Annotated in this window: 23 protein-coding genes and 2 pseudogenes; 11 read left to right on the plus strand and 14 right to left on the minus strand. The window is 67.4% G+C overall.

Translation table 11 applies throughout. The features are described 5' to 3' along the window. Positions 1-34 precede the first annotated feature (34 nt). From ACUDAL_RS01575 to ACUDAL_RS01585, 3 genes are read left to right on the plus strand one after another with little or no spacing between them, the layout of a single operon-like run. Positions 35-544: a glutamine amidotransferase-related protein gene (locus tag ACUDAL_RS01575; protein ID WP_444676887.1), complete on the plus strand. Its 510-nt coding sequence runs from the start codon at positions 35-37 to the stop codon at positions 542-544. After that, entirely contained in the window at positions 511-765 is a 255-nt protein-coding gene (locus ACUDAL_RS01580) for a hypothetical protein (RefSeq protein ID WP_444676888.1), read from the plus strand. The genes ACUDAL_RS01575 and ACUDAL_RS01580 overlap by 34 nt, the downstream gene beginning before the upstream one ends. Next, positions 752-1,954, plus strand: a complete 1,203-nt coding sequence (locus tag ACUDAL_RS01585) for a cation:proton antiporter (RefSeq protein ID WP_444676889.1) — start codon at positions 752-754, stop codon at positions 1,952-1,954. Before ACUDAL_RS01580 ends, ACUDAL_RS01585 begins: the two co-directional genes overlap by 14 nt. Here the strand turns inward: ACUDAL_RS01585 and ACUDAL_RS01590 are convergent. Genes ACUDAL_RS01590 through ACUDAL_RS01600 form a run of 3 tightly spaced genes read right to left on the minus strand, consistent with a single transcriptional unit; the run spans position 1,864 to position 4,150 of the window. Beyond that, entirely contained in the window at positions 1,864-2,115 is a 252-nt protein-coding gene (locus ACUDAL_RS01590; RefSeq protein ID WP_444676890.1) for a hypothetical protein, read from the minus strand. The two genes, ACUDAL_RS01585 and ACUDAL_RS01590, sit on opposite strands and share 91 nt — an antisense overlap. Further along, positions 2,109-2,867, minus strand: a complete 759-nt coding sequence (locus tag ACUDAL_RS01595) for an HAD-IC family P-type ATPase (RefSeq protein ID WP_444679279.1) — start codon at positions 2,865-2,867, stop codon at positions 2,109-2,111. Before ACUDAL_RS01595 ends, ACUDAL_RS01590 begins: the two co-directional genes overlap by 7 nt. Beyond that, on the minus strand, positions 2,864-4,150 hold the full coding sequence (locus ACUDAL_RS01600; protein ID WP_444676891.1) for a heavy metal translocating P-type ATPase: 1,287 nt from the start codon (positions 4,148-4,150) through the stop codon (positions 2,864-2,866). The genes ACUDAL_RS01595 and ACUDAL_RS01600 overlap by 4 nt, the downstream gene beginning before the upstream one ends. A gap of 79 nt (positions 4,151-4,229) precedes the next feature. On the opposite strand from ACUDAL_RS01600, the gene cadR reads away from it, so the two are divergent. Together cadR and ACUDAL_RS01610 are read left to right on the plus strand one after the other, a co-directional pair. Next, complete coding sequence (gene cadR / locus ACUDAL_RS01605) at positions 4,230-4,685, plus strand: Cd(II)/Pb(II)-responsive transcriptional regulator (RefSeq protein ID WP_444676892.1); 456 nt, start codon at positions 4,230-4,232, stop codon at positions 4,683-4,685. A gap of 27 nt (positions 4,686-4,712) precedes the next feature. Beyond that, on the plus strand, positions 4,713-5,315 hold the full coding sequence (locus tag ACUDAL_RS01610; protein WP_444676893.1) for a C39 family peptidase: 603 nt from the start codon (positions 4,713-4,715) through the stop codon (positions 5,313-5,315). Positions 5,316-5,358: 43 nt separating this feature from the next. Here the strand turns inward: ACUDAL_RS01610 and ACUDAL_RS01615 are convergent, their stop codons facing one another. The 6 genes from ACUDAL_RS01615 to ACUDAL_RS01640 all read right to left on the minus strand — a co-directional run bounded on the left by ACUDAL_RS01615 (position 5,359) and on the right by ACUDAL_RS01640 (position 10,315). Beyond that, positions 5,359-6,126, minus strand: coding sequence for a transporter substrate-binding domain-containing protein (locus tag ACUDAL_RS01615; RefSeq protein WP_444676894.1), 768 nt, complete (start codon positions 6,124-6,126; stop codon positions 5,359-5,361). Positions 6,127-6,249: 123 nt separating this feature from the next. Continuing rightward, positions 6,250-6,981 (minus strand): ABC transporter permease, encoded by a 732-nt coding sequence (locus ACUDAL_RS01620; RefSeq protein WP_444676895.1) that lies wholly within the window; start codon positions 6,979-6,981, stop codon positions 6,250-6,252. Position 6,982: 1 nt separating this feature from the next. Beyond that, positions 6,983-7,684: an ABC transporter permease gene (locus ACUDAL_RS01625; RefSeq protein WP_444676896.1), complete on the minus strand. Its 702-nt coding sequence runs from the start codon at positions 7,682-7,684 to the stop codon at positions 6,983-6,985. Between the two features lie 10 nt (positions 7,685-7,694). Beyond that, positions 7,695-8,465 (minus strand): ABC transporter ATP-binding protein, encoded by a 771-nt coding sequence (locus ACUDAL_RS01630; protein WP_444676897.1) that lies wholly within the window; start codon positions 8,463-8,465, stop codon positions 7,695-7,697. Positions 8,466-8,676: 211 nt separating this feature from the next. Beyond that, the gene (locus ACUDAL_RS01635) at positions 8,677-9,663 is read right to left on the minus strand and encodes a succinylglutamate desuccinylase (RefSeq protein WP_444676898.1); all 987 of its coding nucleotides are present in this window, start codon (positions 9,661-9,663) and stop codon (positions 8,677-8,679) included. 103 nt (positions 9,664-9,766) lie between these two features. After that, entirely contained in the window at positions 9,767-10,315 is a 549-nt protein-coding gene (locus ACUDAL_RS01640; RefSeq protein WP_444676899.1) for a lipocalin family protein, read from the minus strand. A 105-nt stretch (positions 10,316-10,420) separates the two neighbouring features. Between ACUDAL_RS01640 and ACUDAL_RS01645 the strand changes: the two genes are divergently transcribed. Further along, a complete protein-coding gene (locus ACUDAL_RS01645; RefSeq protein ID WP_444676900.1) occupies positions 10,421-11,308 on the plus strand; it encodes a class I SAM-dependent methyltransferase in 888 nt (295 codons plus the stop codon). Positions 11,309-11,460: 152 nt separating this feature from the next. Next, positions 11,461-12,056, plus strand: a pseudogene (wrbA, locus tag ACUDAL_RS01650) (NAD(P)H:quinone oxidoreductase). Positions 12,057-12,150: 94 nt separating this feature from the next. On the opposite strand, the gene ACUDAL_RS01655 reads toward wrbA, so the two are convergent. Then, entirely contained in the window at positions 12,151-13,056 is a 906-nt protein-coding gene (locus tag ACUDAL_RS01655) for a PRC-barrel domain-containing protein (RefSeq protein ID WP_444676901.1), read from the minus strand. A gap of 350 nt (positions 13,057-13,406) precedes the next feature. Here ACUDAL_RS01655 and ACUDAL_RS01660 point away from each other — a divergent pair, with 350 nt between their 5' ends. From ACUDAL_RS01660 to ACUDAL_RS01670, 3 genes are read left to right on the plus strand one after another with little or no spacing between them, the layout of a single operon-like run. Next, complete coding sequence (locus ACUDAL_RS01660; protein ID WP_444676902.1) at positions 13,407-13,556, plus strand: hypothetical protein; 150 nt, start codon at positions 13,407-13,409, stop codon at positions 13,554-13,556. Positions 13,557-13,567: 11 nt separating this feature from the next. Continuing rightward, on the plus strand, positions 13,568-14,965 hold the full coding sequence (locus tag ACUDAL_RS01665; RefSeq protein WP_444679280.1) for a tetrathionate reductase family octaheme c-type cytochrome: 1,398 nt from the start codon (positions 13,568-13,570) through the stop codon (positions 14,963-14,965). A gap of 1 nt (position 14,966) precedes the next feature. Then, on the plus strand, positions 14,967-15,641 hold the full coding sequence (locus tag ACUDAL_RS01670) for a cytochrome b/b6 domain-containing protein (protein ID WP_444676903.1): 675 nt from the start codon (positions 14,967-14,969) through the stop codon (positions 15,639-15,641). A 71-nt stretch (positions 15,642-15,712) separates the two neighbouring features. Here the strand turns inward: ACUDAL_RS01670 and ACUDAL_RS01675 are convergent, their stop codons facing one another. Together ACUDAL_RS01675 and ACUDAL_RS01680 are read right to left on the minus strand one after the other, a co-directional pair. Continuing rightward, positions 15,713-16,786 carry a tartrate dehydrogenase gene (locus tag ACUDAL_RS01675; RefSeq protein ID WP_444676904.1) on the minus strand — a complete coding sequence of 358 codons (1,074 nt, stop codon included), beginning with the start codon at positions 16,784-16,786 and terminating at the stop codon, positions 15,713-15,715. A gap of 24 nt (positions 16,787-16,810) precedes the next feature. Beyond that, the gene (locus ACUDAL_RS01680) at positions 16,811-17,692 is read right to left on the minus strand and encodes an alpha/beta fold hydrolase (protein ID WP_444676905.1); all 882 of its coding nucleotides are present in this window, start codon (positions 17,690-17,692) and stop codon (positions 16,811-16,813) included. Positions 17,693-17,817: 125 nt separating this feature from the next. Here ACUDAL_RS01680 and ACUDAL_RS01685 point away from each other — a divergent pair. Further along, positions 17,818-18,737 (plus strand): annotated as a pseudogene (locus ACUDAL_RS01685) (LysR family transcriptional regulator). Between the two features lie 21 nt (positions 18,738-18,758). Here ACUDAL_RS01685 and ACUDAL_RS01690 read toward each other — a convergent pair. Together ACUDAL_RS01690 and ACUDAL_RS01695 are read right to left on the minus strand one after the other, a co-directional pair. Then, entirely contained in the window at positions 18,759-19,589 is an 831-nt protein-coding gene (locus ACUDAL_RS01690; protein WP_444676906.1) for a zinc-dependent peptidase, read from the minus strand. Positions 19,590-19,593: 4 nt separating this feature from the next. Beyond that, positions 19,594-21,165 (minus strand): GNAT family N-acetyltransferase, encoded by a 1,572-nt coding sequence (locus ACUDAL_RS01695; protein ID WP_444676907.1) that lies wholly within the window; start codon positions 21,163-21,165, stop codon positions 19,594-19,596. Positions 21,166-21,350 lie beyond the last annotated feature (185 nt).

Below are 21,350 nucleotides of genomic sequence, written 5' to 3' on the forward strand. Positions count from 1 at the left end.
GCGGCAGGATGTGTGCAACGAAAGGAGAAGCATGATGCGTATCGGGCTGTTGCAGTGCGACGACGTGGCCCCCGAACTGCGGCGGGTGCATGGAAATTATCCCGAGATGTTCGCTGCGCTGTTCGAGAAAGTCGAGCCTTCGCTCGAGTTTCGCACCTGGCGCTGCATGGACGGCGAGATTCCCGATGACATTGATGCCGTCGACGCCTGGATGACCACCGGCTCGAAGCATGGCGTCAACGACGGGCTGCCCTGGGTCGAGGAGCTGAGCGATTTCGTGCGCCGACTATGGCGGGCCGGCAAGCCGCTGGTGGGGATCTGCTTCGGCCACCAGCTGATGGCCAAGGCGCTGGGTGGCGAGGTGGTCAAGAGCGAGCGCGGCTGGGGTGTGGGCATGTCGTTCAACCGCGTCACGACGCGGGCGGCCTGGATGGAGCCCTGGCAGCCCGGCCTCGACCTGATCGTCAGCCACCAGGACCAGGTCGAGACGCTGCCCCCGAGGCCATGGTCGTGGGCGGCAGCGATTTCTGCCCCCATTACCTGATGCAGATCGGCGAGCACTTCCTCGGCGTACAGGGCCACCCGGAGTTCTCCAAGGCCTACTCCCGCGACCTGATGGCGCTGCGCCGCGAGCGGGTCGGGGACGAGCGCGTGCGAGAGGGGATGGCCTCGCTCGAGGCTCCGGTCAGCGACACCTTGATGGCACGCTGGATCGTCAATTTCCTCCGCAGCGCCATGGGGGGACGCGGGGATGGCGGGCGCTAACGCCTGGCAGGCGCCGTTCGGCGAGCTGGGGGTGGAAACCGCCAACCTGCTGCTGCTGGGTACCATCCTGACCCTGAGTATCTTCGCCGATGCGCTGGCCAACCGAACGTGCCTGCCGCGCATCTCGCTGCTGGTGCTGGTGGGGGTCGGCGTGGCCATGGTGCAGCAGTGGGGGCTTGGGCACGACGGTGGACAGCCCTTGGGCGGGCTGACCGAGCCGCTGATTCAGGTGGCGCTGGTGATGGTAGCCTTTCTGATGGGCGGCGAGCTGACCCGTGAGCGCCTGCGTAGCACCGGTGCGCTGATTGTCATGGTGTCGCTTGGCATCGCGGCCGTGGGGATCACGGTGGTGGGCCTGGGCCTGCTGGCGCTCGGCTTCCCCCTGGTGGTGGCCGTCAGCCTGGCGGCCATCTCGGTGGCCACCGATCCGGCCGAGGTCAGCGAGACCCTGCACGAGACGGGCAACAAGAGCGTGCGCGCGCGCCTGCTGATGGGCGTCGTCGCCATCGACGACCTGTGGGGTATCCTGGTCTTCGGCCTGGCCATGGCGCTGCTGAGCTGGCAGCTCGATCACGACGCGGGAACCGCTCTGCTGATGGCGGGCTGGGAGCTGGGCGGGGCGCTGCTGCTGGGGGCGGCGGTCGGCCTGCCCGCCGCCTGGCTGACGGGGCGGCTGCGGCAGGGAGAGCCCACTCAGGTGGAAGCCATCGCCCTGATTCTGCTGCTGGCGGGGCTGTCGAGCTGGATGCAGGTCTCGGCGCTGCTGGCTGCCTTGCTGGCCGGTGCCCTGGTGGTCAACCTGTCTGTGCATCACCGCCGCTCCTTCAATGAGATCGAGCATATCGAGTGGCCCTTCCTGGTGTTCTTCTTCGTTCTGTCCGGTGCCAGCCTCGACTTGCACTACGCCGGGCAGGCGCTCGGTGTCACCGTGGCCTATGTTCTGCTGCGCCTGGCCGGGCGCTACCTGGGTGGCCTGCTCGGGGTGGTGCTGGCCAGGCGGCATGGGGTCGCATTGCCGGCTTCGGTCGGCCTGGCAATGACGCCCCAGGCCGGCATCGCCATGGGCATGGCCCTGCTGGTCACCGAGCGCTTCCCCGATCACGCCACCCTGTTGATGTCGGCAGTGGTCGTCTCCACGGTGGTTTTCGAGCTGTTCGCGCCGTTCTTCGTCAGGCGCGTGATCCGCTGAGCGCCGCCATGGCGCAGCAGGCGCAGGCCGTTGGCCACTACGATCAGGCTGGCGCCCATGTCGGCGAACACCGCCATCCACAGGGTGGCGTGGCCGGTGAAGGCGAGCGCCATGAACACCGCCTTGAGGCCCAGGGCGATGGCGATGTTTTGCATCAGCACCCGGCGCGTCCCCGCGAGAGGCGCAGGAAATCGGCCAGGCGGCGCGGGTCGTCGTCCATCAGCGCTACGTCGGCGGTCTCGATGGCGGCGTCGCTGCCCAGCGCGCCCATGGCGAAGCCGATGTCGGCGCGCGCCAGCGCCGGGGCGTCGTTGATGCCGTCGCCCACCATGCCCACCGGCCCCAGCTCAGCACGCGCTTCGATCATTGCCAGCTTGTCCTCCGGCAGCAGGGCGCCGTGGGCCTCGTCGATGCCGGCCTGGGCCGCCACCGCGGCCACGCTGGCCGGGGTATCGCCGCTGAGCATCAGCGTGGTCACGCCCAGCCGGTGCAGCGCCTCAATGGCCTCGCGGCTCTCTTCGCGCAGCGGGTCGCCGACGGCGAACACCGCCAGCGGACGCGATTCTTCCCCCAGGATCACCAGCGTCTCGCCGCGGGCCTCGTGCCCGGCGAGATGCGCGTCGAGGGTTTCGTCCGGCGCTGCGAACTGCTGCATCAGCCGCCGGTTGCCGAGCCACAGCGTGAGACCGGCATGGCTTGCCACCACGCCGCGGCCGGGCAGCTCGCGCACCTCGCTCACTTCCATTGGGTCGACGCCATCGGCCTCGGCAGCGCGTGCCAGCGCTGCCGACACCGGGTGCGACGAGCGCCCGGCGAGCCCCGCCGCCAGGGCGCGCAGGCGCTCGCGACCGGCCGCGTTCAGCGTACCGTCGAGTGGGTGCCAGGCCTGCTGCGAGGGGCGGCCCTGGGTCAGGTGCCGGTCTTGTCGAAGGCGATGGCGACCAGGCGATGGCCCTGCTCCAGGAAGTTGCCGCCCTTGATCAGAATGCCCGCCCTGGCGGCGGCGGCCAGCCCGCTGACCACGGTGACCGGGGTGGAGATCACCAGCGCGCAGGGGCAGGCGATCACCAGCAGCACCAGGGCGCGGTAGATGCCCTCCAGCCAGCTGACGCCGAACAGCCATGGCCAGGTGAGCCCTACCAGCAGGGCGATGCCGAATACCACAGGCGTGTAGACGGCGGCGAAGCGGTCGATGAAGCGCTGGGTGGGCGCGCGACTGGCCTGGGCCTGCTCCACGGTATGGATGATGCGTGCCAGGGTGGTGTCGCTTGCCGCCCGGGTGGTGCGGTAGAGGAATTCGCTGCCCTGGTTGACGCTGCCGGCGAACACGGCCGCGCCGGGTGCCTTGTCCACCGGCAGGCTCTCGCCGGTGATGGGCGATTCGTCCAGCGCCGGATGGCCCTCGGCCACGCTGCCGTCCAGCGCCAGGCGCTCGCCCGGCCGCACCCGCACCAGGCTGCCGGTGACGACTTCGCTGGCCGGCATGCTGCGAAAGGCGCCATCGGCCTGGCGCACGCTGGCGCTTTCCGGCGCCAGCGAGAGCAGCTCGCGGATGGCGTTGCGCGCGCGGCCTAGCGAACGCGCCTCGATGCGCTCGGCCAGGGTGAACAGCACCAGCACCATGGCCGCCTCGGCCCATTGGCCGATCAGCAGCGCGCCGGTCACCGCCACGCTCATCAGCGCATTGATGTTCAGCGTGCGGTGGCGCAGGGCGATGAAGCCCTTCTTCCAGGTCGGCAGGCCGACCAGGGCGATGGCCGTCAGCGCCAGCGCGGCGGCCAGCCACGGCTCGGCCAGTGCCAGCCAGTCGCTGGCTTCGGCGGCCAGTGCCAGCAGTGCAGCGGCGCCCAGCTTCCACCAGTTCTCCGTACTGCTCGCCGCGGGGGTACGCCGAGCCGGATCGTGGCGCCGTGCGCTCATGCCGGTGGAGGCGATGCGGCGCTCGATCGCCTCCTCCACCGCGTTGCGGTGGTGCACCGTCAGCACGCGGTTGACCAGATCGAAGTCGAGCCGCTCGATGCCCGGCGTGTCGCCCAGCGCCCGGCGCAGCAGCGCCTCCTCGGTGGGGCAGTCCATCGCCTCGATATGCAGGCGCAGCGACTGCGTGCCGGGCGGCAGCCGGTCGTTCTTCCGTGCGGCAGGCACAGCAGGCGCGGCAGGCGCGGTGCAGCTCGAGCAGCAGGGGCGTGCGGTCATGGCAGGACTCCGTGTCATCGTATAGGCTGATGAGACACCCTGTAGTCACTATAGGGTCAAACCTTTTTCGAGGCCCCATATGAAAATCGGTGAGCTGGCTACCCGCACCGGCTGCGCGGTGGAAACCATCCGCTACTACGAGCGCGAGGGGCTGCTGCCCGAGCCTGCCCGCTCCAGCGGCAACTATCGCCTCTATGCGGAGCCCCATGCCGAGCGGCTGCGCTTCATCCGTCACTGCCGCACGCTGGACATGACGCTGGAGGAGATCCGTACCCTGCTCGATTATCACGACCGGCCGCGTCAGCCCTGCAATGCGGTGAACGGCTTGATCGACGACCACCTGGCTCACGTCGAGGCGCGCATCGAGCAGCTTCAGGCACTGCGCCAGGCCCTCGTCACCCTGCGCTCGCGCTGCAACGGCGAAACCGACGCCAGCCACTGCGGTATTCTCCAGGAACTGGCCCAGCCAGTGGCGGAACGGCCTACCGAGTTGCGAGAGCCAAGCCACGTGCCGGGCCCGCACAGGGGGCATTGAGCGAGACACACGATGTCGAACAGGGACGTGCCTGCCTATTACTCCCAATGGGTTTCCAGTGAGCGTATTCCCGATCTGCTCGCCGGACGCCTGCACGCCGCCGACGATCCCCGCTGGGCCGAGTCCGGTGCACCCAGTGCCGAGGCGTACGCGCGCTGGGCCTCGCATATCTGCGGCATGGCCTGCACCAAGATGCTGCTCGAGGAGTTGCGCGGCGAGCGGGCGACTCTGTTCGAGCTGCTCGAAAGGTGCCGGGAAGTTGGCGGCTATGTGGTTTCGGAGGCGGGCATCAAGGGCCTCTACTATCGGCCTTTGGTGCAGCTGCTGAGGGAGCGACACGCGCTGGAGGCCGAGGTCGTGGAGCACGTCGAGGCCGAGCGGATTGCCGAATGGTTGGACGAGGGGCATCGCGTCATCGCCTCGGTGCACCCTTCGATTCGCACGCCCGAGCAGGACCCGCCGCAGCGGGGCGGGCATCTGGTCTATCTCTTCGGGCGCGACGAGAGCGGGCGCCTGCGCTTTCACAACCCTTCCGGGCTGCCCGGAGTGAATCAGGCGGATGTCCGCCTTGCGCCTGCGGTGTTCGAGCGCTTCTTCGCCGGGCGCGGCATCCTGATACGGCGCGGCTAGCCGACGTCACCTCCCCGGCCGAGCGGCCGAGGGAGGGCGGCTATCACTCTTCGCCGAAGTATCGCTGGTAGATCTCGTCGTAGGTGCCGTCTTCCTTCAGCGTGGCCAGGGCCTCGTTGAAGCGCTCGGCGAGTGCCTCGTCGCGCGGGCGGAAGGCAATGCCGAAGCCTTCGCCGAAGTACTCTTCCGGTTCGGTGACGGCTTCGCCGATCATCACGAACTCGCCGCGCTCGCTCTCGAGCAGGGTGGTGCGGCCGATCGGGTAGTCGAGGAAGACGATATCCAGGCGCTGGGCCTGCAGGTCGAGCACCATGTCGTCGGCGGTGGAGTAGCGGCTGACGCTGGCGACGCGGCCGAACATGTCGGTGACGTAGTTGTCCTGCAGGGTACCGCGCTGCACGCCGATGGTCATGCCGGCCAGGGTCTCTTCGTTGGCCGTCTCGATGTCCAGGTCGGCCGGGCCGAACCAGGCCGAGGGCATGGTGATGTACGGGTCGGAGAAGCGCACGGTCTGGCGGCGCTCTTCGTTGATCGTCATCGACGACATGATGGCGTCGTAGTTGCGCGACAGCAGGCCGGGAATGATGCCGTCCCACTCCTGCTCGATCCACTCGCAGGTGATGCCCATCTCGGCGCACAGGGCGTTGCCCAGCTCGATGTCGAAGCCGGTCAGCTCGCCCTCGGGGGTGCGGTACTCCATCGGCTCGTAGGGTACGTCGACGCCGAAGCGCACGTGGTCGTAGTCGCGGGCCTGGGCGCTACCGGCGGCCAGCGCCACACCCAGCAGAGAGACGGTCAGCAGTTTTTTCATGACGGTTTTCCCTTTGTTGTCGTTCGACCACCTGGTCGGTGGACGTCGTGCCTGAATTTATCGCAGCCTTGCCGGGGTCGAAACCCCTGCGCGCGGGTTTTTCCAACGCCTGTTTGACGCGGCTTAGCCGCCGCCAAGCGGTTTCAGGTGGGCCAGCATGCGTTTCTCCAGGTAGCGGAAGAAGTAGAGGATGGCGAAGGTCAGGCACAGGTAGATCGCCGCGGCGAACAGGAAGGCCTCGAACGGGGCATAGAAGCGCGCATAGACGAAGCGCGCCGCACCGGTGATGTCCATCAGCGTGACCACGCTGGCGATGGCGCTGGCGTGCAGCATGAAGATCACCTCGTTGCCGTAGGCCGGCAGGGCGCGCCGGAAGGCGCTGGGCAGCACGATGCGCCGCATCATCAGGCTCTGCGACATGCCGTAGGCCCTGGCCGCCTCGATCTCGCCGCGCGGGGTGGCCTTGATCGCGCCGCGGAAGATTTCGGTGGTGTAGGCCGCGGTGTTGAGGGTGAAGGCGATCAGCGCCGGATAGAAGGCCTCGCGCAGGATCGGCCACAGGAAGGTCTCCTGGATGCCGTCGAAGAACACCACGCCGTAGTAGATGATGTAGAGCTGAATCAGCAGCGGGGTGCCGCGGAACACGTAGGTATAGATGTAGATGGGCAGGCTGATCCAGCGGCGGCCGGAGCTGCGGCCGATGGCTAGCGGTATCGCCAGCACCAGGCCGACCACCAGCGACAGGAACACCAGCTGGGTGGTGGTCACCAGCCCTTCCCAGTAGTAGGCCAGAGTCTGGGGCGTGAAGATGCGGTTGCCGGCGAGCAGCTCGTTGAGCCAGGGCAGATTGTCCATGTCAGTGACCTCCGAAGCCGACGTTGTAGCGCTTCTGCAGCCGGGCGAACATCCACTCCGAGACGCTGGCGATCAGCAGGTAGACGGCGGCCACCGGGATCAGGAAGGTGAACGGCTCGTGGGTGGCACGGGAGGCTTCGGCGGCTACCCGCACCATGTCCGAGAGGCCGATCACCGAGACCAGCGCGGTGGTCTTGAGCAGCACCATCCAGTTGTTGGAGATGCCCGGCAGGGCGTGGCGCATCATCTGCGGGAAGCGGATGCGCCGGAATACCAGCCAGGGGCTCATGCCGTAGGCCTTGCCGGCCTCGATCTGGCCGTGCTCAACGGCCATGAAGGCGCCGCGGAAGGTCTCGCCCATGTAGGCGCCGAAGATGAAGCCAATAGTAATGACGCCAGCGGCGAAGGCGTTGAGATTGACATACCAGTCAAGCCCGGTGCGGTCGTAGAGGGCATCGGTGAGCGCGTTCAGCGCCATCTGGCCGCCGAAGAACAGCAGCAGCATCAGTACCAGGTCGGGCACGCCGCGAATCACCGTGGTGTAGAGCGTGGCCACCTTGTGCAGCAGCCAGTTGCGCGACATCTTGGCGCTGGCCGTGAGCAGCCCCAGCGCCAGGGCCAGGATCAGGGAAAGCACGGCGAGCTGGAGGGTGACGCCGGCGCCCTCCACCAGCCGCGGGCCGTAACCGTGTAGATCGAGCATGGAGGTACCCTCAGTACTTGGGCGCCAGGAACTGCTTGAGCCGCGGCGAGGTGGGGTTGACCAGCACGTCCTGGGGCGTGCCGGCCTCTTCGACCAGGCCCTGGTGCAGGAAGATCACCTGGCTGGAGACGTCGCGAGCGAAGCCCATCTCGTGGGTCACCACCACCATGGTGCGGCCCTCGTCGGCCAGGTCGCGCATCACCTTGAGCACGTCGCCGACCAGCTCCGGATCGAGCGCCGAGGTGGGCTCGTCGAACAGCATCACTTCCGGGTCCATCGCCAGCGCGCGGGCAATGGCGCCGCGCTGCTGCTGGCCGCCGGACATCTGCGCCGGATAGGCGTCCGCCCGGGCGGTCAGGCCGACCCGTTCGAGCAGGGCGCGGGCGTGCTCGATGGCTTCCTTCTTGGGCTTGCCCAGCACGTGGATGGGGGCCTCGATGATGTTCTCGAGCAGGGTCATGTGCGACCACAGGTTGAAGCTCTGGAATACCATCGACAGGCGTGCGCGCATGCGCACTACCTGCTTCCAGTCTTCCGGTTCGCGCCCGTGTCGGGTGTGCTTGAAGCGAATCTCCTCGCCGTGGACGATCAGGTCGCCCTCGTCGGGCTGCTCGAGCAGGTTCATGCAGCGCAGGAAGGTGCTCTTGCCGGAGCCCGAGGCTCCGATCAGGGTGATGACGTCACCCTTGTGGGCCGCCAGCGACAGGCCCTTGAGAACTTCGGTATCGCCGAAGCGCTTCTTGATGTTGCGCACTTCGAGGGGGATCGGGGTATCGGCCATGGGACGGGCTCCAGGTCGGGACAGGTCGCCTGAGACGACGCGCCGGGTCAAGCAGACAGGCACGAAAAAGGGGCGATTCTAACAGGCCTGGAGCCTTTGGGCAGAGGGGCAGCGGTTCTCGCCAGGGCGAGGGGCGCATGGACAGCGTTCGAGTGGGTCATGTCTGGCTCCGGTTTGTTGTTATGAATTCGGAAGAAGGTGTGGCTTGGGGTCAGCCAGGCGGCGGCGCCGGGCGCGCCAGCAGCGCAGCGCGAGCACCCAGCTCCACTGCGGCATTGGGGAACACCACGTGGAGCGGTTCGGTGTCGACGACGAAGGGGCCAGCCTCGGCATCCTCTGCCAGCGTTGTGCCGGGCGCAAAGGCGGTGAAGTTGGGCGTGTCGTCGGCAAAGCAGAGGCGGAAGTCGCGGGAGCGGCGCATCAGCTCGTGCGCCACGCGGAAGAACGTCATGCGTGCCGGGTCGGCGCCGGGCGGTTCGCGGCCCGCCAGCAGTGCCTCGAGCAGCCGCGCCATGGGTGCCAGCGGGGCGAGGTCGTTGTGGCCGAAGGGCAGGGCGCGGCCCAGCTCCAGGGTGAAGGCCTGCGCCTGATGGTAGTGCTTCGCATAGTGGGAAAAGGTCCAACTGTGCTGATGCTGGTGCAGCACGGCCTGAATGTCGGCGGCGGCCAGCCAGCGCCACTGCTCGGACCGGGTGACGGTCGCCGCGAAGGGCTCGACGACGAAGCGTGGGTAGCGGCTATCGCGAATCGCCGTGTGCAGATCGTAGTGGAGCCGCTCGCGGCCCTCGTGGCGAGCATAGAAGGCGTCCACCGCCCGCATCAGCTCGCGGGCGCGGTCCGGTTCCCGGCCGGTTTCGTTCAGGTCGCGGCGAAACAGGCGGTTGAGGTTGGTGGTCACATAGCGCTCGCCGCGACGGATGGCCTCGAGGTTGCCCAGCACCACCAGCGCCGGGGCGCCCAGAGTGAGCAGCCCCGCTTCGAGGCGCGCCAGGCAGCCGCCCAGGAGTTCGATGGGCGCCGTCTCGTTGCCGTGGATGCCGACCGAGAGAATCACCGCGGGGGCGTTGTCCCGGCTGTTTGCCGGGCAAAGTTCGAGCAGCCCGGGGCCGAGCAGGCGATAGTCGCCGCCCGCAATGGGCCCTTGCCGCCTGGGCGGTGGCGCGCCTTCCAGGCTCAGTTCGATCCACTCCGCCAGCATGGCTTGTTCCTGCTCACGAGGTCGCGTTCCACCTTCCTGCGCACGGTGCTTCTTCTCAAGTCGTGGCGTCGGGCTTTTGGAAGCCGGGGTGCGATAGTGAAACTCAGCGGCGCCAGGGTTCGCAGGGCTCGCCCTGCTCGACCTCGATCAGTTCGTCCGCGGGGAAGGCCTTGCTGGCGGCAAAGTCGACCAGCTCCTCCTGGATCGCCGCGTCCAGGGTCGGCTCGCGGGCGAGTATCCACAGGTAGTCGTGGCTGGGCCCCGAGACCAGCGCCCAGCGGTAGTCGTCGTCCAGCTGCAGTACGTTGTAGCCACCGTAGAAGGGCCCGAAGAAGCTGACCTTGAGCCGGCCCACATCCTCGCCTGCCACGAAGTAGGCGCGGCCCTCCGCCTCGTCCACCTCGCCCGTAGCGAGGTTGATCCCGCGGTTGATGACGCGCACGCCGCCGTCGTCGCGCAGCGAGTAGTCGGCGGTGACGCAGTCGAGGCCGCGCTCGAAGGAGTGGTCGAGGCGGGCGATCTCGTACCACTGGCCGAGATAGCGCTCCAGCTCGAAGCCGGTCACCGCTTCGGTGCCCTTGGGCAGGCCGGTGCAGCCGGCCAGCAGCAGGCCGGCGGCGGGCAGGGCGAGGCTGGCTAGATGTCTTTTCATGCAGGGGCTCCTCATCGCTCGTCAGGAGGCATGACCATTCGCCAATGGGGGCGATGGCCGCACCGTCTAAGCTGGTGCCTTGATTGTGATGGCCAGGAGCCTGATATGCCAACCGGCACGCTTCCGCCAGCGGGCGAGACCCGCTGCCCGCTCAATGCGCACTACGACGCCTTTTCCGCTGCCGACGGCCGGCCCCTGCTGGCTCGCCTGCAGGCCGCCTTCGCCGCGGCCGGCTGCGACCCGCAGCGGCTCAGCAGCGACGAGGTGGCGGGCATCGACCAGTTGCACCTGGGTGGGCGGCAGGCCAGCCGCGCCCTGGCCGAGCTGGGCGGGCTGCAGCGGGGCGAGCGCGTGCTCGACGTGGGCTGCGGCACCGGCGGTGCCAGCCGGCTGCTGGCCGAGGCGTATGGCTGTGTGGTAACGGGGATCGACATCACCGCGGCCTTCATCGAGGTGGCCGAATGGCTGAGCCGGGCCACCGGCCTTGGCGAGGCCACCCGCTTCCTGGCCGGGGACGCCGCCCAGGTGCCCCTGGCCGACGCCAGCGTTGAGGTGATCTGGTGCCAGCATGCGCTGATGAACATGCCCCACGTCGAGCAGGTGCTGGCGGAGTGGCGGCGGCTGCTGGCGCCGGGCGGGCGGGTGCTGCTGCACGAGATCGTGGCCGGCGACAACCCGGCACCGCTGGCCCTGCCCGTGCCATGGGCCAGAACGGCGAGCACCAGCCACCTGTGCGGCCGTGAGGCGTGGCTGGCCACGCTCGATGCGGCAGGCTTCGAGGCCGAGGCCGTAAACGACGTCACCGAGGCCGCCCTGGCCTGGCGCCAGGTCCACAGCCGGCGTGAGGCAAGCGCCGAGGCCGCACCCGCGCTGCCGGGCCCGGCGCTGATCTTCGGGCCCGAGTTCGCCCAGATGGGGCGCAACCTGCGCGATAACCTGGCCGCAGGCAAGGTGCGCATCCTCGCAGGCGCATGGCGCTGCCGGAGCGATTAGCCCGGTTCGGCGCCTGCGTGCGCTGGCATACGTGCAAGGAATCGACGCAAGGCATCGAAAGGCTTCGCTTTTCTTCTCGTTCAGCCTTCCTATGCTGAAGGGGGCTTCGCTGTGGCGGAGCCATGGAGACCCTAACTGAACGGAGGCGAAGCATGACCAAGGTTCTTGTGCTCTACCATTCCATGTATGGCCACGTCGACACCCTGGCCAAGGCGGTGGCGGAAGGCGTGGAGGAGATCGACGGCGTAGAGGTGCACGTCAAGCGCGTGCCGGAAACCATGGACCCGGAGGCCTATGCCAAGGCCGGCGGGCAGGAGTTCGACACCCCCGAAGCCTCGCCCCAGGAGCTGGGCGACTATGATGCGATCATCATCGGCACCCCGACCCGCTTCGGCAACATGAGCGGACAGATGCGCACCTTCCTCGACCAGACCGGCAGCCTGTGGGCCAAGGAACGCTGCGCGGCAAGGTCGGCAGCGTCTTCACCTCCACGGGTACCGGCGGCGGCAACGAAACCACCGTCATGACCTCCTGGACCACCCTGGCGCACCACGGCATGCTGATCCTGCCGATCGGCTATGGCCTAGAGTCGCAGTTCGATATCTCGAGCGTGCAGGGCGGCTCGCCCTACGGGGCCTCCACCCTGGCCGGTGCAGACGGCTCGCGCCAGCCCACCGAGCATGAGCTGGCGCTGGCTCGGCTGCAGGGCCGCAGCGTCGCGGAAGTGGCGCGTAAGCTGGCCGCCTGACTCCGGTGCCTCACCTTCCGACAAGAAAAAGGCGCGACCCCTGGGGTCGCGCCTTGGCGTGCTGCGGGCCTGACGGCGTCAGGCGGGGACGTCCTTAACGGACCTCGCCCAGGCGCTCGTCGCCGTCCAGTTCTTCGTAACGATCATCATCGAAATCGTCGGCGTTGCGTTCGCCGCTGCGTGACTGCAACAGAACTTCGCCGTCGTCGTCGCGGACCTGGATGTCCTGCAGCGGATAGGCCATCTCGTCACCGCCGAAGCCCAGGAAGCCGCCTTCGGAAACCACGACGTAGGTGGCGTTCTCCTGGGTGTCGCGCACCACGCGGTCGATCTCGCCGATCTCCTCGCCATCCTGGGTCACGAGGGTGCGGCCTTCCAGGTCGCTAACCTGCATGTTGCCCAGGTCCTGCTGACCGGCCTGGTCACGATCCCGGTCGCCGTCGTCATCGAACAGACCTTGCTGTTCGCGCTGTTCGCGATCGGCATCATCGTCGTCATCGCTACGGATCTCGGCGGTCGCCTCATCGGCCTCTTCCACGCGGACGTTGGCTTCGCCTTCCTGGTCCACGGTGACCTCAGGCTCGGCCTGGTCCACGTCGACCTCGGGGTCGGGCTGGTCGATGGTAACGTTGGGCGCCTGCTGCTCGACGGTCACCTCCGGCGGCTCTTGTTCCACGCGAATCTCGGCCGGTTCCTGGTCGACGCTGACCTCGGCCGGCTCCTGCTCGACATCGACATCGAAGTCATCATTATTGGCCCGGTCCTGATTGTCGCCGGTGGTATCGGCGTCCTGTCCGCCCTGGCCCTGGGCATTGAAGCCGGTTTCATAGCCTTCGCCAGCGCGGACCTCATCATTCTGTTGGCCGTTCTGTTCACCTTCCTGGGTCATCTGGTGCTGCTCGCCCAGGTGCTGCTGCGCATCGTCATCCTGTGCGAGTACACCGTGGGCCAGGCCAGTGCTCAGAGCGCCGACTGCGATGGCAATTGCTGTCCTTTTCATGCCGTTTCCTCCATTTCGTTCGCGTTGCCCTAATGAGCTTGCACTGATCAGGGTAGACGACCTTTCGCCTCTCGCCGCCGTCGCTTACGGAAGGTAACGATTTCACTGCGCGCAGAAACATGGAAAGGGCGCCGGAAACCTTCGCCCTTGGTCTGCGGCAGTTTGACGCAAGTCAGAGGTTTTCTCGAAATTGACTGCTTTTTGAGTCATTTTCTTGACAATGAGGCGGGGTTTTGTTGATCCGTGTCAGCCCGGCAAGGGCACGTTCTGTCATTCTTTCCCTGTGGGACCGGCGCCTTCGGGCGTGATAACGACAAGGATCTATCACCACTAACGGTGGAGACAGGGGAATGAAGACACTACGACCAAGCAGACCCTGGCAGGTGCTGCTGGGGCTGCTGCTGGCCATGCTGGCGTGGCTGCCGCCAGCCCTTGCCAGCACGGCGGACCACCGCCAGTTCGATGCCCTGCAGGGCCTTTCAACAACGCCGAGGAGGTAACCCAGGCTTGCCTGAGCTGTCACACCGAGGCCTCGCAGCAGGTAATGGCGACCCGCCACTGGACCTGGGACTACAAGAACCCCCACGGCGGCGAGACGCTGGGCAAGCGCACCATGCTCAATACCTTCTGTATCGCCGACCAGTCCAACGAAGGCTTCTGCCAGGCGTGTCATATCGGCTACGGCTGGGAGGACGACAGCTTCGACTTCACCGCCGAGACGCGGGTCGACTGCCTGGCCTGCCACAACAGCGGCGACTACGTGAAGAAGGGCGGTTGGGCCGGCTGGCCCAACGAGTCGCTGACCGACCTGACGCGTGCCGCACAGAACGTGGCCGCCACGTCACGCCAGACCTGCGGCACCTGTCACTTCTACGGCGGCGGTGGCGATGGCGTAAAGCACGGTGACCTGGACTCGTCACTGTTCCACCCGCAGCGCGAGCTCGATGTGCACATGGACGCCGAGGGGCTCAACTTCAGCTGCAGCACCTGCCACCAGACCGAGAATCACGACGTGCCCGGCAGCCGCATTCAGGGTGCCGCCGTGGATGCCCATGGCGCCATCGTTCGCGGCAGCCAGCACGAGCGCAACCCGGCCACCTGCCAGGCCTGCCATGGCGATACGCCGCACCAGGGCGGCAGTCATGCCACGCGGCTCAACGAGCACACCCGCACGCTGGCCTGCCAGACCTGCCATATCCCGGCGTTCGCCCGCGGCGGCGTGCCGACACGCATGTCCTGGGACTGGTCCACGGCGGGGCAGCTCGACGCGGAGGGCAAGCCCTTCACCGGCCTCAATGAGCTTGGCCACGTCATCTACGACAGTCGCAAGGGCGATTTCCTGCCGGACGAGAACGTGACGCCCCGGTACCTGTGGTGGAACGGCACGACCACCTTCGTGACCGGGGAAACGGTCATCGACCCCAGCGAGCGCGTGCTGCTCAACCCCTACCACGGCACGCCGGGCGGCGACGACTCGCGGATCTGGCCGGTCAAGCTGGCGCTGGGCAAGCAGCCCTTCGACACCGTGCACAACACCCTGCTCAAGCCCCAGGTGGCGATTCCCGGCAACGACACCTCGTTCTGGTTCAACTTCGACTGGGACAAGGCGCTGGCGACGGGCACCGAGCTGGCCGGGCAGCCCTACAGCGGCGAGTACGACTTCGTCGAGACCGCCATGCTGTGGCCGATCACCCACATGGTGGCGCCGAGCGAAGCGGCGCTGGACTGCGCCTCCTGCCACACCGACGGCGGCCGCCTGGCCGGCGTGGAAGGGGTGTGGTTGCCGGGCCGCGACCGACATCGGCTGCTCGACCGCTTCGGCTTCGGCCTGGCCGGCCTGGTCCTGCTGGGCGCGCTGGGCCATGGGGCCATGCGTCTTGCCACCCGTAACCGCCACAAGGGGCACTGACATGAGCGAGCGTCTCTATCTTTTCACCCGCTTCGAGCGCTTCTGGCACTGGTCCCAGGCGGCGCTGATCATCACGCTGCTGCTTAGCGGTTTCGGCATTCGCGGCGTGCACGGCATGGCCGACTTCGAAACGGCGGTGCGCGTGCACGAGGCGGCGGCCTGGCTGCTGATCGGGCTGTGGGTGTTCGCCATCTTCTGGCATTTCACCACCGGCCAGTGGAAGCACTACCTCCCCACCCGGGACCGCCTGGCGGCCATGATGCGCTACTACGCCTATGGCATGTTCGTGGGCGAGCCGCACCCCTACCGCATCACCCTGGAGCGCAAGCACAACCCGCTGCAGCGGCTGGCCTACCTGGGCATCAAGCTGGTGATCAACCCGCTGATCTGGGTATCGGGCCTGCTCTACCTGTTCTGGGGCAGCGTGCGCGACAGCGTGCCGGGCTTCCTGGGGCTGGAGCAGGTGGCAGGCCTGCATGCTCTGGGCGCCTACCTGATGCTCTCCTTCCTGCTGCTGCACGTCTACCTCGCCACGGCGGGCCACACGCCGCTGGCGCACATCAAGGCCATGGTGACCGGCTGGGAGGAGGTGCACGACGCCCCGGCGCTCGACGAGCGCCGGGGCTGGAGAAGAAAGGCGGCTAATCGGTGGCGAGGTCGGCAAACGCTTCGGTAAGCAGGAATTTCGCGTGAGACCTCGCTGGGCCGGGCTCGTCAGGGCCCGGCCCAGCGGCGCTACGTGTCTTGCTATGCCTTCACACGCTCGGCAATGGCCTTGCCCAGGGTCTGGGTGGTGCCCTGGCCGCGAATGTCCGGTGTCAATACGTTGGTATCGCCCTCGCTGAGCACCGCCTCGAAGGCGTCGACGATAGCCTTGGCAGCCGCCTTGTGGCCCAGGTGCTCGAGCATCATGGCGCCGGACCAGATCTGGCCGATGGGGTTGGCGATGCCCTTGCCGGCGATGTCCGGGGCGCTGCCGTGCACCGGCTCGAACAGGCTGGGGAACTTGCCCTCGGGGTTGATGTTGGCCGAGGGCGCCACGCCGATGGTGCCGGTACAGGCCGGGCCCAGGTCGGAGAGGATGTCGCCGAACAGGTTGCTGGCCACCACCACGTCGAACCAGTCGGGGTGCATGACGAAGTTGGCAGTGAGGATGTCGATGTGGAACTTGTCGACGCTGACCTCGGGGTAGTGGCCCGACATGGCCACGACCCGCTCGTCCCACCATGGCATGGTGATGGCGATGCCGTTGGACTTGGTGGCCGAGGTGAGCTTCTTGCGCGGCCGGCTCTGGGCCAGCTCGAAGGCGAACTTTAGCACCCGGTCGGTGCCGTGACGGGTCATCACCGTCTCCTGGATCACCACCTCGCGCTCGGTGCCCTCGAACATCTTGCCGCCGACGCTAGAGTACTCGCCTTCAGTGTTCTCGCGGACCACGTAGAAGTCGATGTCGCCGGGCTTGCGGTCGGCCAGCGGGCTCTTGATGCCCGGCAGCAGCTTGCACGGGCGCAGGTTGATGTACTGGTCGAACTGGCGGCGGAACTGCAGCAGCGAGCCCCACAGCGAGATGTGGTCCGGCACCGTGTCGGGCCAGCCCACCGCGCCGTAGAAGATGGCGTCGAAGTCCTTGAGCTGCTCGAACCAGTCGTCGGGCATCATCTTGCCGTGCTTCTCGTAGTAGTCGCAGCAGGCGAAGTCGAAGTGCTCGAAGGCCAGGTCGAGGTCGAAGCGCTGGGCAACGGCTTCGAGCACGCGCAGGCCTTCCGGCATCACTTCGTTGCCGATGCCGTCGCCGGGAATGACGGCGATACGATGGGTCATGGTGGGCTCCTCGGGTGGTGTTGGTCAGGCGCGGGTCATGAAACGGTTGATACGGTTGAGCAGGGCCTCGGGCGCCTCCTCGGGGAGGTAATGGCCGCAGGGCAGCGCCTCGCCCTCGACCCGTTCGGCCACGGCGCGCCATTCCGCCAGTGGATCGAAGCAGCGCTCGATGATGCCGTGCTTGCCCCACAGCACGCTGACCGGACAGGCGATGCGTCGGCCCGCCTCGCGGTCGGCGCGGTCGTGTTCCAGGTCGATGGCGTTGCTGGCGCGATAGTCCTCGCACAGGGCATGCGCCGCGCCGGGCTGGGACAGGCAGCGCTGGTACTCGGCGATGGCCGCGGGGTCGAAGGCGTCGAGGCTGGCATGCCGCCCGCCCATGGTGCGGGTGATGTAGTCGGCGGGCGAGGCCTCGATCAGGGTCTCCGGCAGCGGCGCGGGCTGGATCAGAAAGAACCAGTGGAAGTAGGCAGTGGCGAAGGTGCGGTCGGTCTGTTCGTACATGGCAAGCGTGGGGGCAATATCGAGCAGCATCAGCTTGTCTACCCTGTCCGGATGATCCATGACCAGGCGGTGGGCGACCCGTCCGCCGCGGTCGTGGCCGCAGAGGAAGAAGCGCTCGAAGCCCAGCTCGCGCATGACCGCAACCTGGTCGACAGCCATGGCGCGCTTGCTGTAGTTGGCGTGGTCCGGCTCGCCGGGTGGCTTGGACGAATCGCCGTAGCCGCGCAGGTCGGTGGCCACCACCGTGAAGCGGCTTGCCAGCGGTTCGGCCAGACGGTGCCAGATCACATGGCTCTGGGGGTGGCCGTGGAGCAGCAGCAGCGGCGGCCCCGAGCCGCCGATCCGACCGTGGATGCGCATATCGCCGTGGGCAATATCGAACGTACGGAATCCCGAGAACATGGGTACTTCCTCCGGCTTCGTGAGTGCCTCCAGTCTAGCGCTTGGCCTGGTGCGGATAATCAGGCTGAATGGAAAGCCATTGTTGAATTGAAGTGGAGAACTGCGTGGCACAGCTCGACGACCTGATGTTCTTCCAGCGCCTGGCGCACGCCGGCAGCCTGACCGTCACGGCGCGGGAGCTGGGCCTATCGCTGTCCGCAGTGAGCAAGCGACTCAAGCAGCTCGAGGCGCGCCTGGGCGTGGAGCTGGCCAGCCGCACCACGCGCCGCCTGGCCCTGACCGCGGAAGGGGAGCGCTATCTCACCCGCGGCGCGGCGATTCTCGAGGAGTTGGCCGAACTCGAAGAGGCGCTGGGCGAGCAGCAGGCGGCGCTGTCGGGGCCGCTCAGGGTGAACGCCACCTTCGGCTTCGGCCGCCGCCACGTGGCGCCCTTGCTATCACGCTTCTGCGCGCTGCACCCCGGCATTGAGGCGGTGCTGGAGCTGACCAACTACCCGCTGAGCCTCGGCGAGCAGGGCGTCGACATCGGCATTCGCGTCGGCGAGCCGCCCGACTCGCGGCTGGTGGCGCGGCGCATCCTGGCCAACCGGCGGGTGCTGTGCGCCGCTCCCGGCTATGTGGCACGCATGGCACCGCTGACAACCCCGAGCGACCTGGCCGCGCACCCTGTCTGGTGCTGCGCGAGAACGACAGCGACTACGCGGTGTGGCGCTTCCGGCGCCGTGACGATGACGCCACCGAACAGGCGGTGAAGGTCGCCGGCCCGCTGGCCAGCAACGACGGCGAGGTGATCGTGCAGCTGGCACGCGACGGCCACGGCATCGCGCTGCGCTCCTGGTGGGACGTTCAGCCGCTGCTGGCCAGCGGCGAGCTGGTCGAGCTGCTGACAGGCTGGCAAGGGGTGCGCGCCGACTTCCACGCGGTGTACCAGCAGCGCCGCCACGTGCCGGCGCGCATCCGCGCCTTCGTCGCCTTCCTGGAGCAGGCGATGCCGGCCAGGGTGCCGGACGACAGAGCGGGACCGGCAGGGCCCGCGCCGGCCTAGGGCCGAGCCAGCCGAGGCGGTCTAGTGATCGGCGGGTGCGACGCCAGGCGCATCTGCCGCGGGCAGGCGCCGTAGCGGGGTCTGGCGGAAGTAGCGTTCGAGCAGGGCGTAAAGCCCGGGGTAGGCGTCGGCGAGCACGTCGGGAGCGGTGAAGAAATATTCGCAGCACACCGCGAAGCATTCGCCGGGGTGGGTGGCGGCGTAGTCGTCGATGGGCGGGGTCTCGCCGCGCTCGAGTCGCGCCTGCAGATCCTCCCACACCGCGGTGAACTCACGGTGCCACGCTTTCGGGTCGATCTCGCGCGGCAGCGGCGGGAAGCCGTCGATATCCAGCGAGTTGCCCATGTCGAGCTTGTGGGCGAGCTCATGAATCACCACGTTGAAGCCGCTGAAGTCGCCGCTCTCCATCAGGTCGGGAAAGGCCACCACCACCGGCCCCTGGGCCGAGGTCTCGCCGGCGCGCTCGTCCTCGTAGGCGTGCATCACGCCATATTCGTCCAGCTCCTCCACCTGGCGGTGGAAGGCCTCGGGCAGGATCAGGATCTCGTGGAAGCCGCCGAGCGCCTCGTCGTGCTCGTCGTCCGACCAGCCCAGCGTCAACAGGCAGGCCTGGGCCGCCAGGGCCAGCTGGGCGGGCTCGTCGAAAGTGGTCTGGGCGGCCAGATCGGGATGCATGCTGGTGCGCTTGGTATGCAGGAAGTGCCAGGCGCGTCGGCCCAGGCGCTCGGCCTCCTCGTCGCCAAGCCGCTCCAACAGCGGCAGGCGCGAGCGGGCCTCGGCCCAGGCTTCCGCAGGAAACGGATGGCGGGCCTCGAAGCGCTCGGCCCGCCAGCGGCGCAGGCGGCGAAACATGGCGTCAGCTCTCTTCCTGCCGCGAGCCGGACTTCCACGACCAGTCGCGCCAGCGCAGGTCGAACAGATCCTTGCGCCGGTCCTTGAGATTGGTCACCGAGCCCTCGGCGCGCACCACCGTGAGCCGGGTGAGGTCGAGGTCGGAGAAGATCACCATTTCGGTGTTGGGCGTGGTCTCGGAGAGCACCGCGTCGTGGGGAAAGGCGAAGTCCGAGGGCGTGAACACCGACGACTGGGCGTACTGGATGTCCAGGTTGCGGATCGACGGTACGTTGCCCACGCTGCCGCACAGCACCACGTAGCACTCGTTCTCGATGGCCCGCGCCTGGGCACAGTGGCGCACCCGCAGGTAGCCGTTCTTGGTGTCGGTCCAGAACGGCACGAACAGGATGTCCATGTCCTGATCGGCCAGCAGCCGGCCGAGTTCGGGGAACTCCACGTCATAGCAGATCAGGATGCCGACACGGCCGGCGTCGGTCTCGAACACACGCAGCTCGTCGCCGCCCTCGATCACCCACTCGCGGCGCTCCTGGGGCGTGATGTGCAGCTTGGATTGCTTCTCGACGTGGCCGTCGCGGTGGCACAGGTAGCTGACGTTGTAGAGCCGGTCGTCCTCGCCCACCTCAATCATCGAGCCGGCGATGATGTTGATGTTGTAGGAGACCGCCATGCGCGAGATTTCGGTCTTGAACTGCTCGGTGAAGCCGGCCAGGTAGCGGATGGCGGCGAGCTGGTCCTGCTGGGTGGCGCGGTCCTGGAGGCCCATCAGCGGCGCATTGAACAGCTCTGGGAAGACGGCGAAGTCGCTCTGATAGCTGGAGATGGCATCGACGAAATACTCCACTTGCTGCAGCACCGACTCCATGGAGGCGCACTCGCGCATCTGCCACTGCACCGCGCCCACGCGCACCTGGGTGGGGCGGCTCTCCAGCACCCGTTCGGCGGGTTCGAAGAGAATGTTGTTCCACTCCAGCAGGGTGGCGTAACCCTGGGATTTCTCATCCTCGGGCAGGTACTTGCGCAACAGGCGCTTGACCTGGAAGTCGTTGGCGAGCTGAAACGAGAGGATCGGGTCGTGGATCTCCTTGCGCGCCACCCGAGCGATGTACTCGGTCGGCGAGAGCTCTTCGGCGTGCTCGTGGTACTGCGGGATGCGCCCGCCGGCCAGGATCGCCCGCAGGTTGAGCGAGCGGCACAGCTCCTTGCGCGCCTCGTACAGCCGCCGGCCCAGGCGGTAGCCGCGGTAGTCGGGGTGGATCAGCACGTCCAGCCCGTACATGGCGTCGCCCGAGGGATCGTTGAGGATGATGTCGCGATGACCCACCAGGTCGTCGTATTTGTGCGGGTTGGAGAACTCGTCGTAGTCGACTCGCACGGTCAGCGCCACGCCCACCAGCCGCTCGTCGTCCTCGATGACGATCTGGCCGTCGGGAAACTCCTGAATCAGCCGGTCGATGGAGTGCTGCGGCCAGGCCCCGCCGATGTCGTCGTAGACGGCATCCATCAGCTGCTTGAGCTGAGGGTAATCGTCCTGCGTCAGGTTGCGAAGATTGAGGTGCAGGTCGTCAAGGGACATTGCGCTCGTTCCTGATCAGGGTGGAAGAAGAATTCTAGCATGCTGGGGAAGCGCTCCGACTGTTACCCCTCGGTCTGGCTTTCGTCACGCTGCTGTCATCGAAAGACGTCAGCATGGCCGCACTTCGTCGAATTAGCGGCTACGCTGAGTTTCGGGAGAGTCGATGACAGCCATGCCAGGCCTTC

It is taken from the genome of Halomonas sp. E19 (assembly GCF_052439355.1).
Taxonomy (GTDB): Bacteria; Pseudomonadota; Gammaproteobacteria; order Pseudomonadales; family Halomonadaceae; genus Halomonas.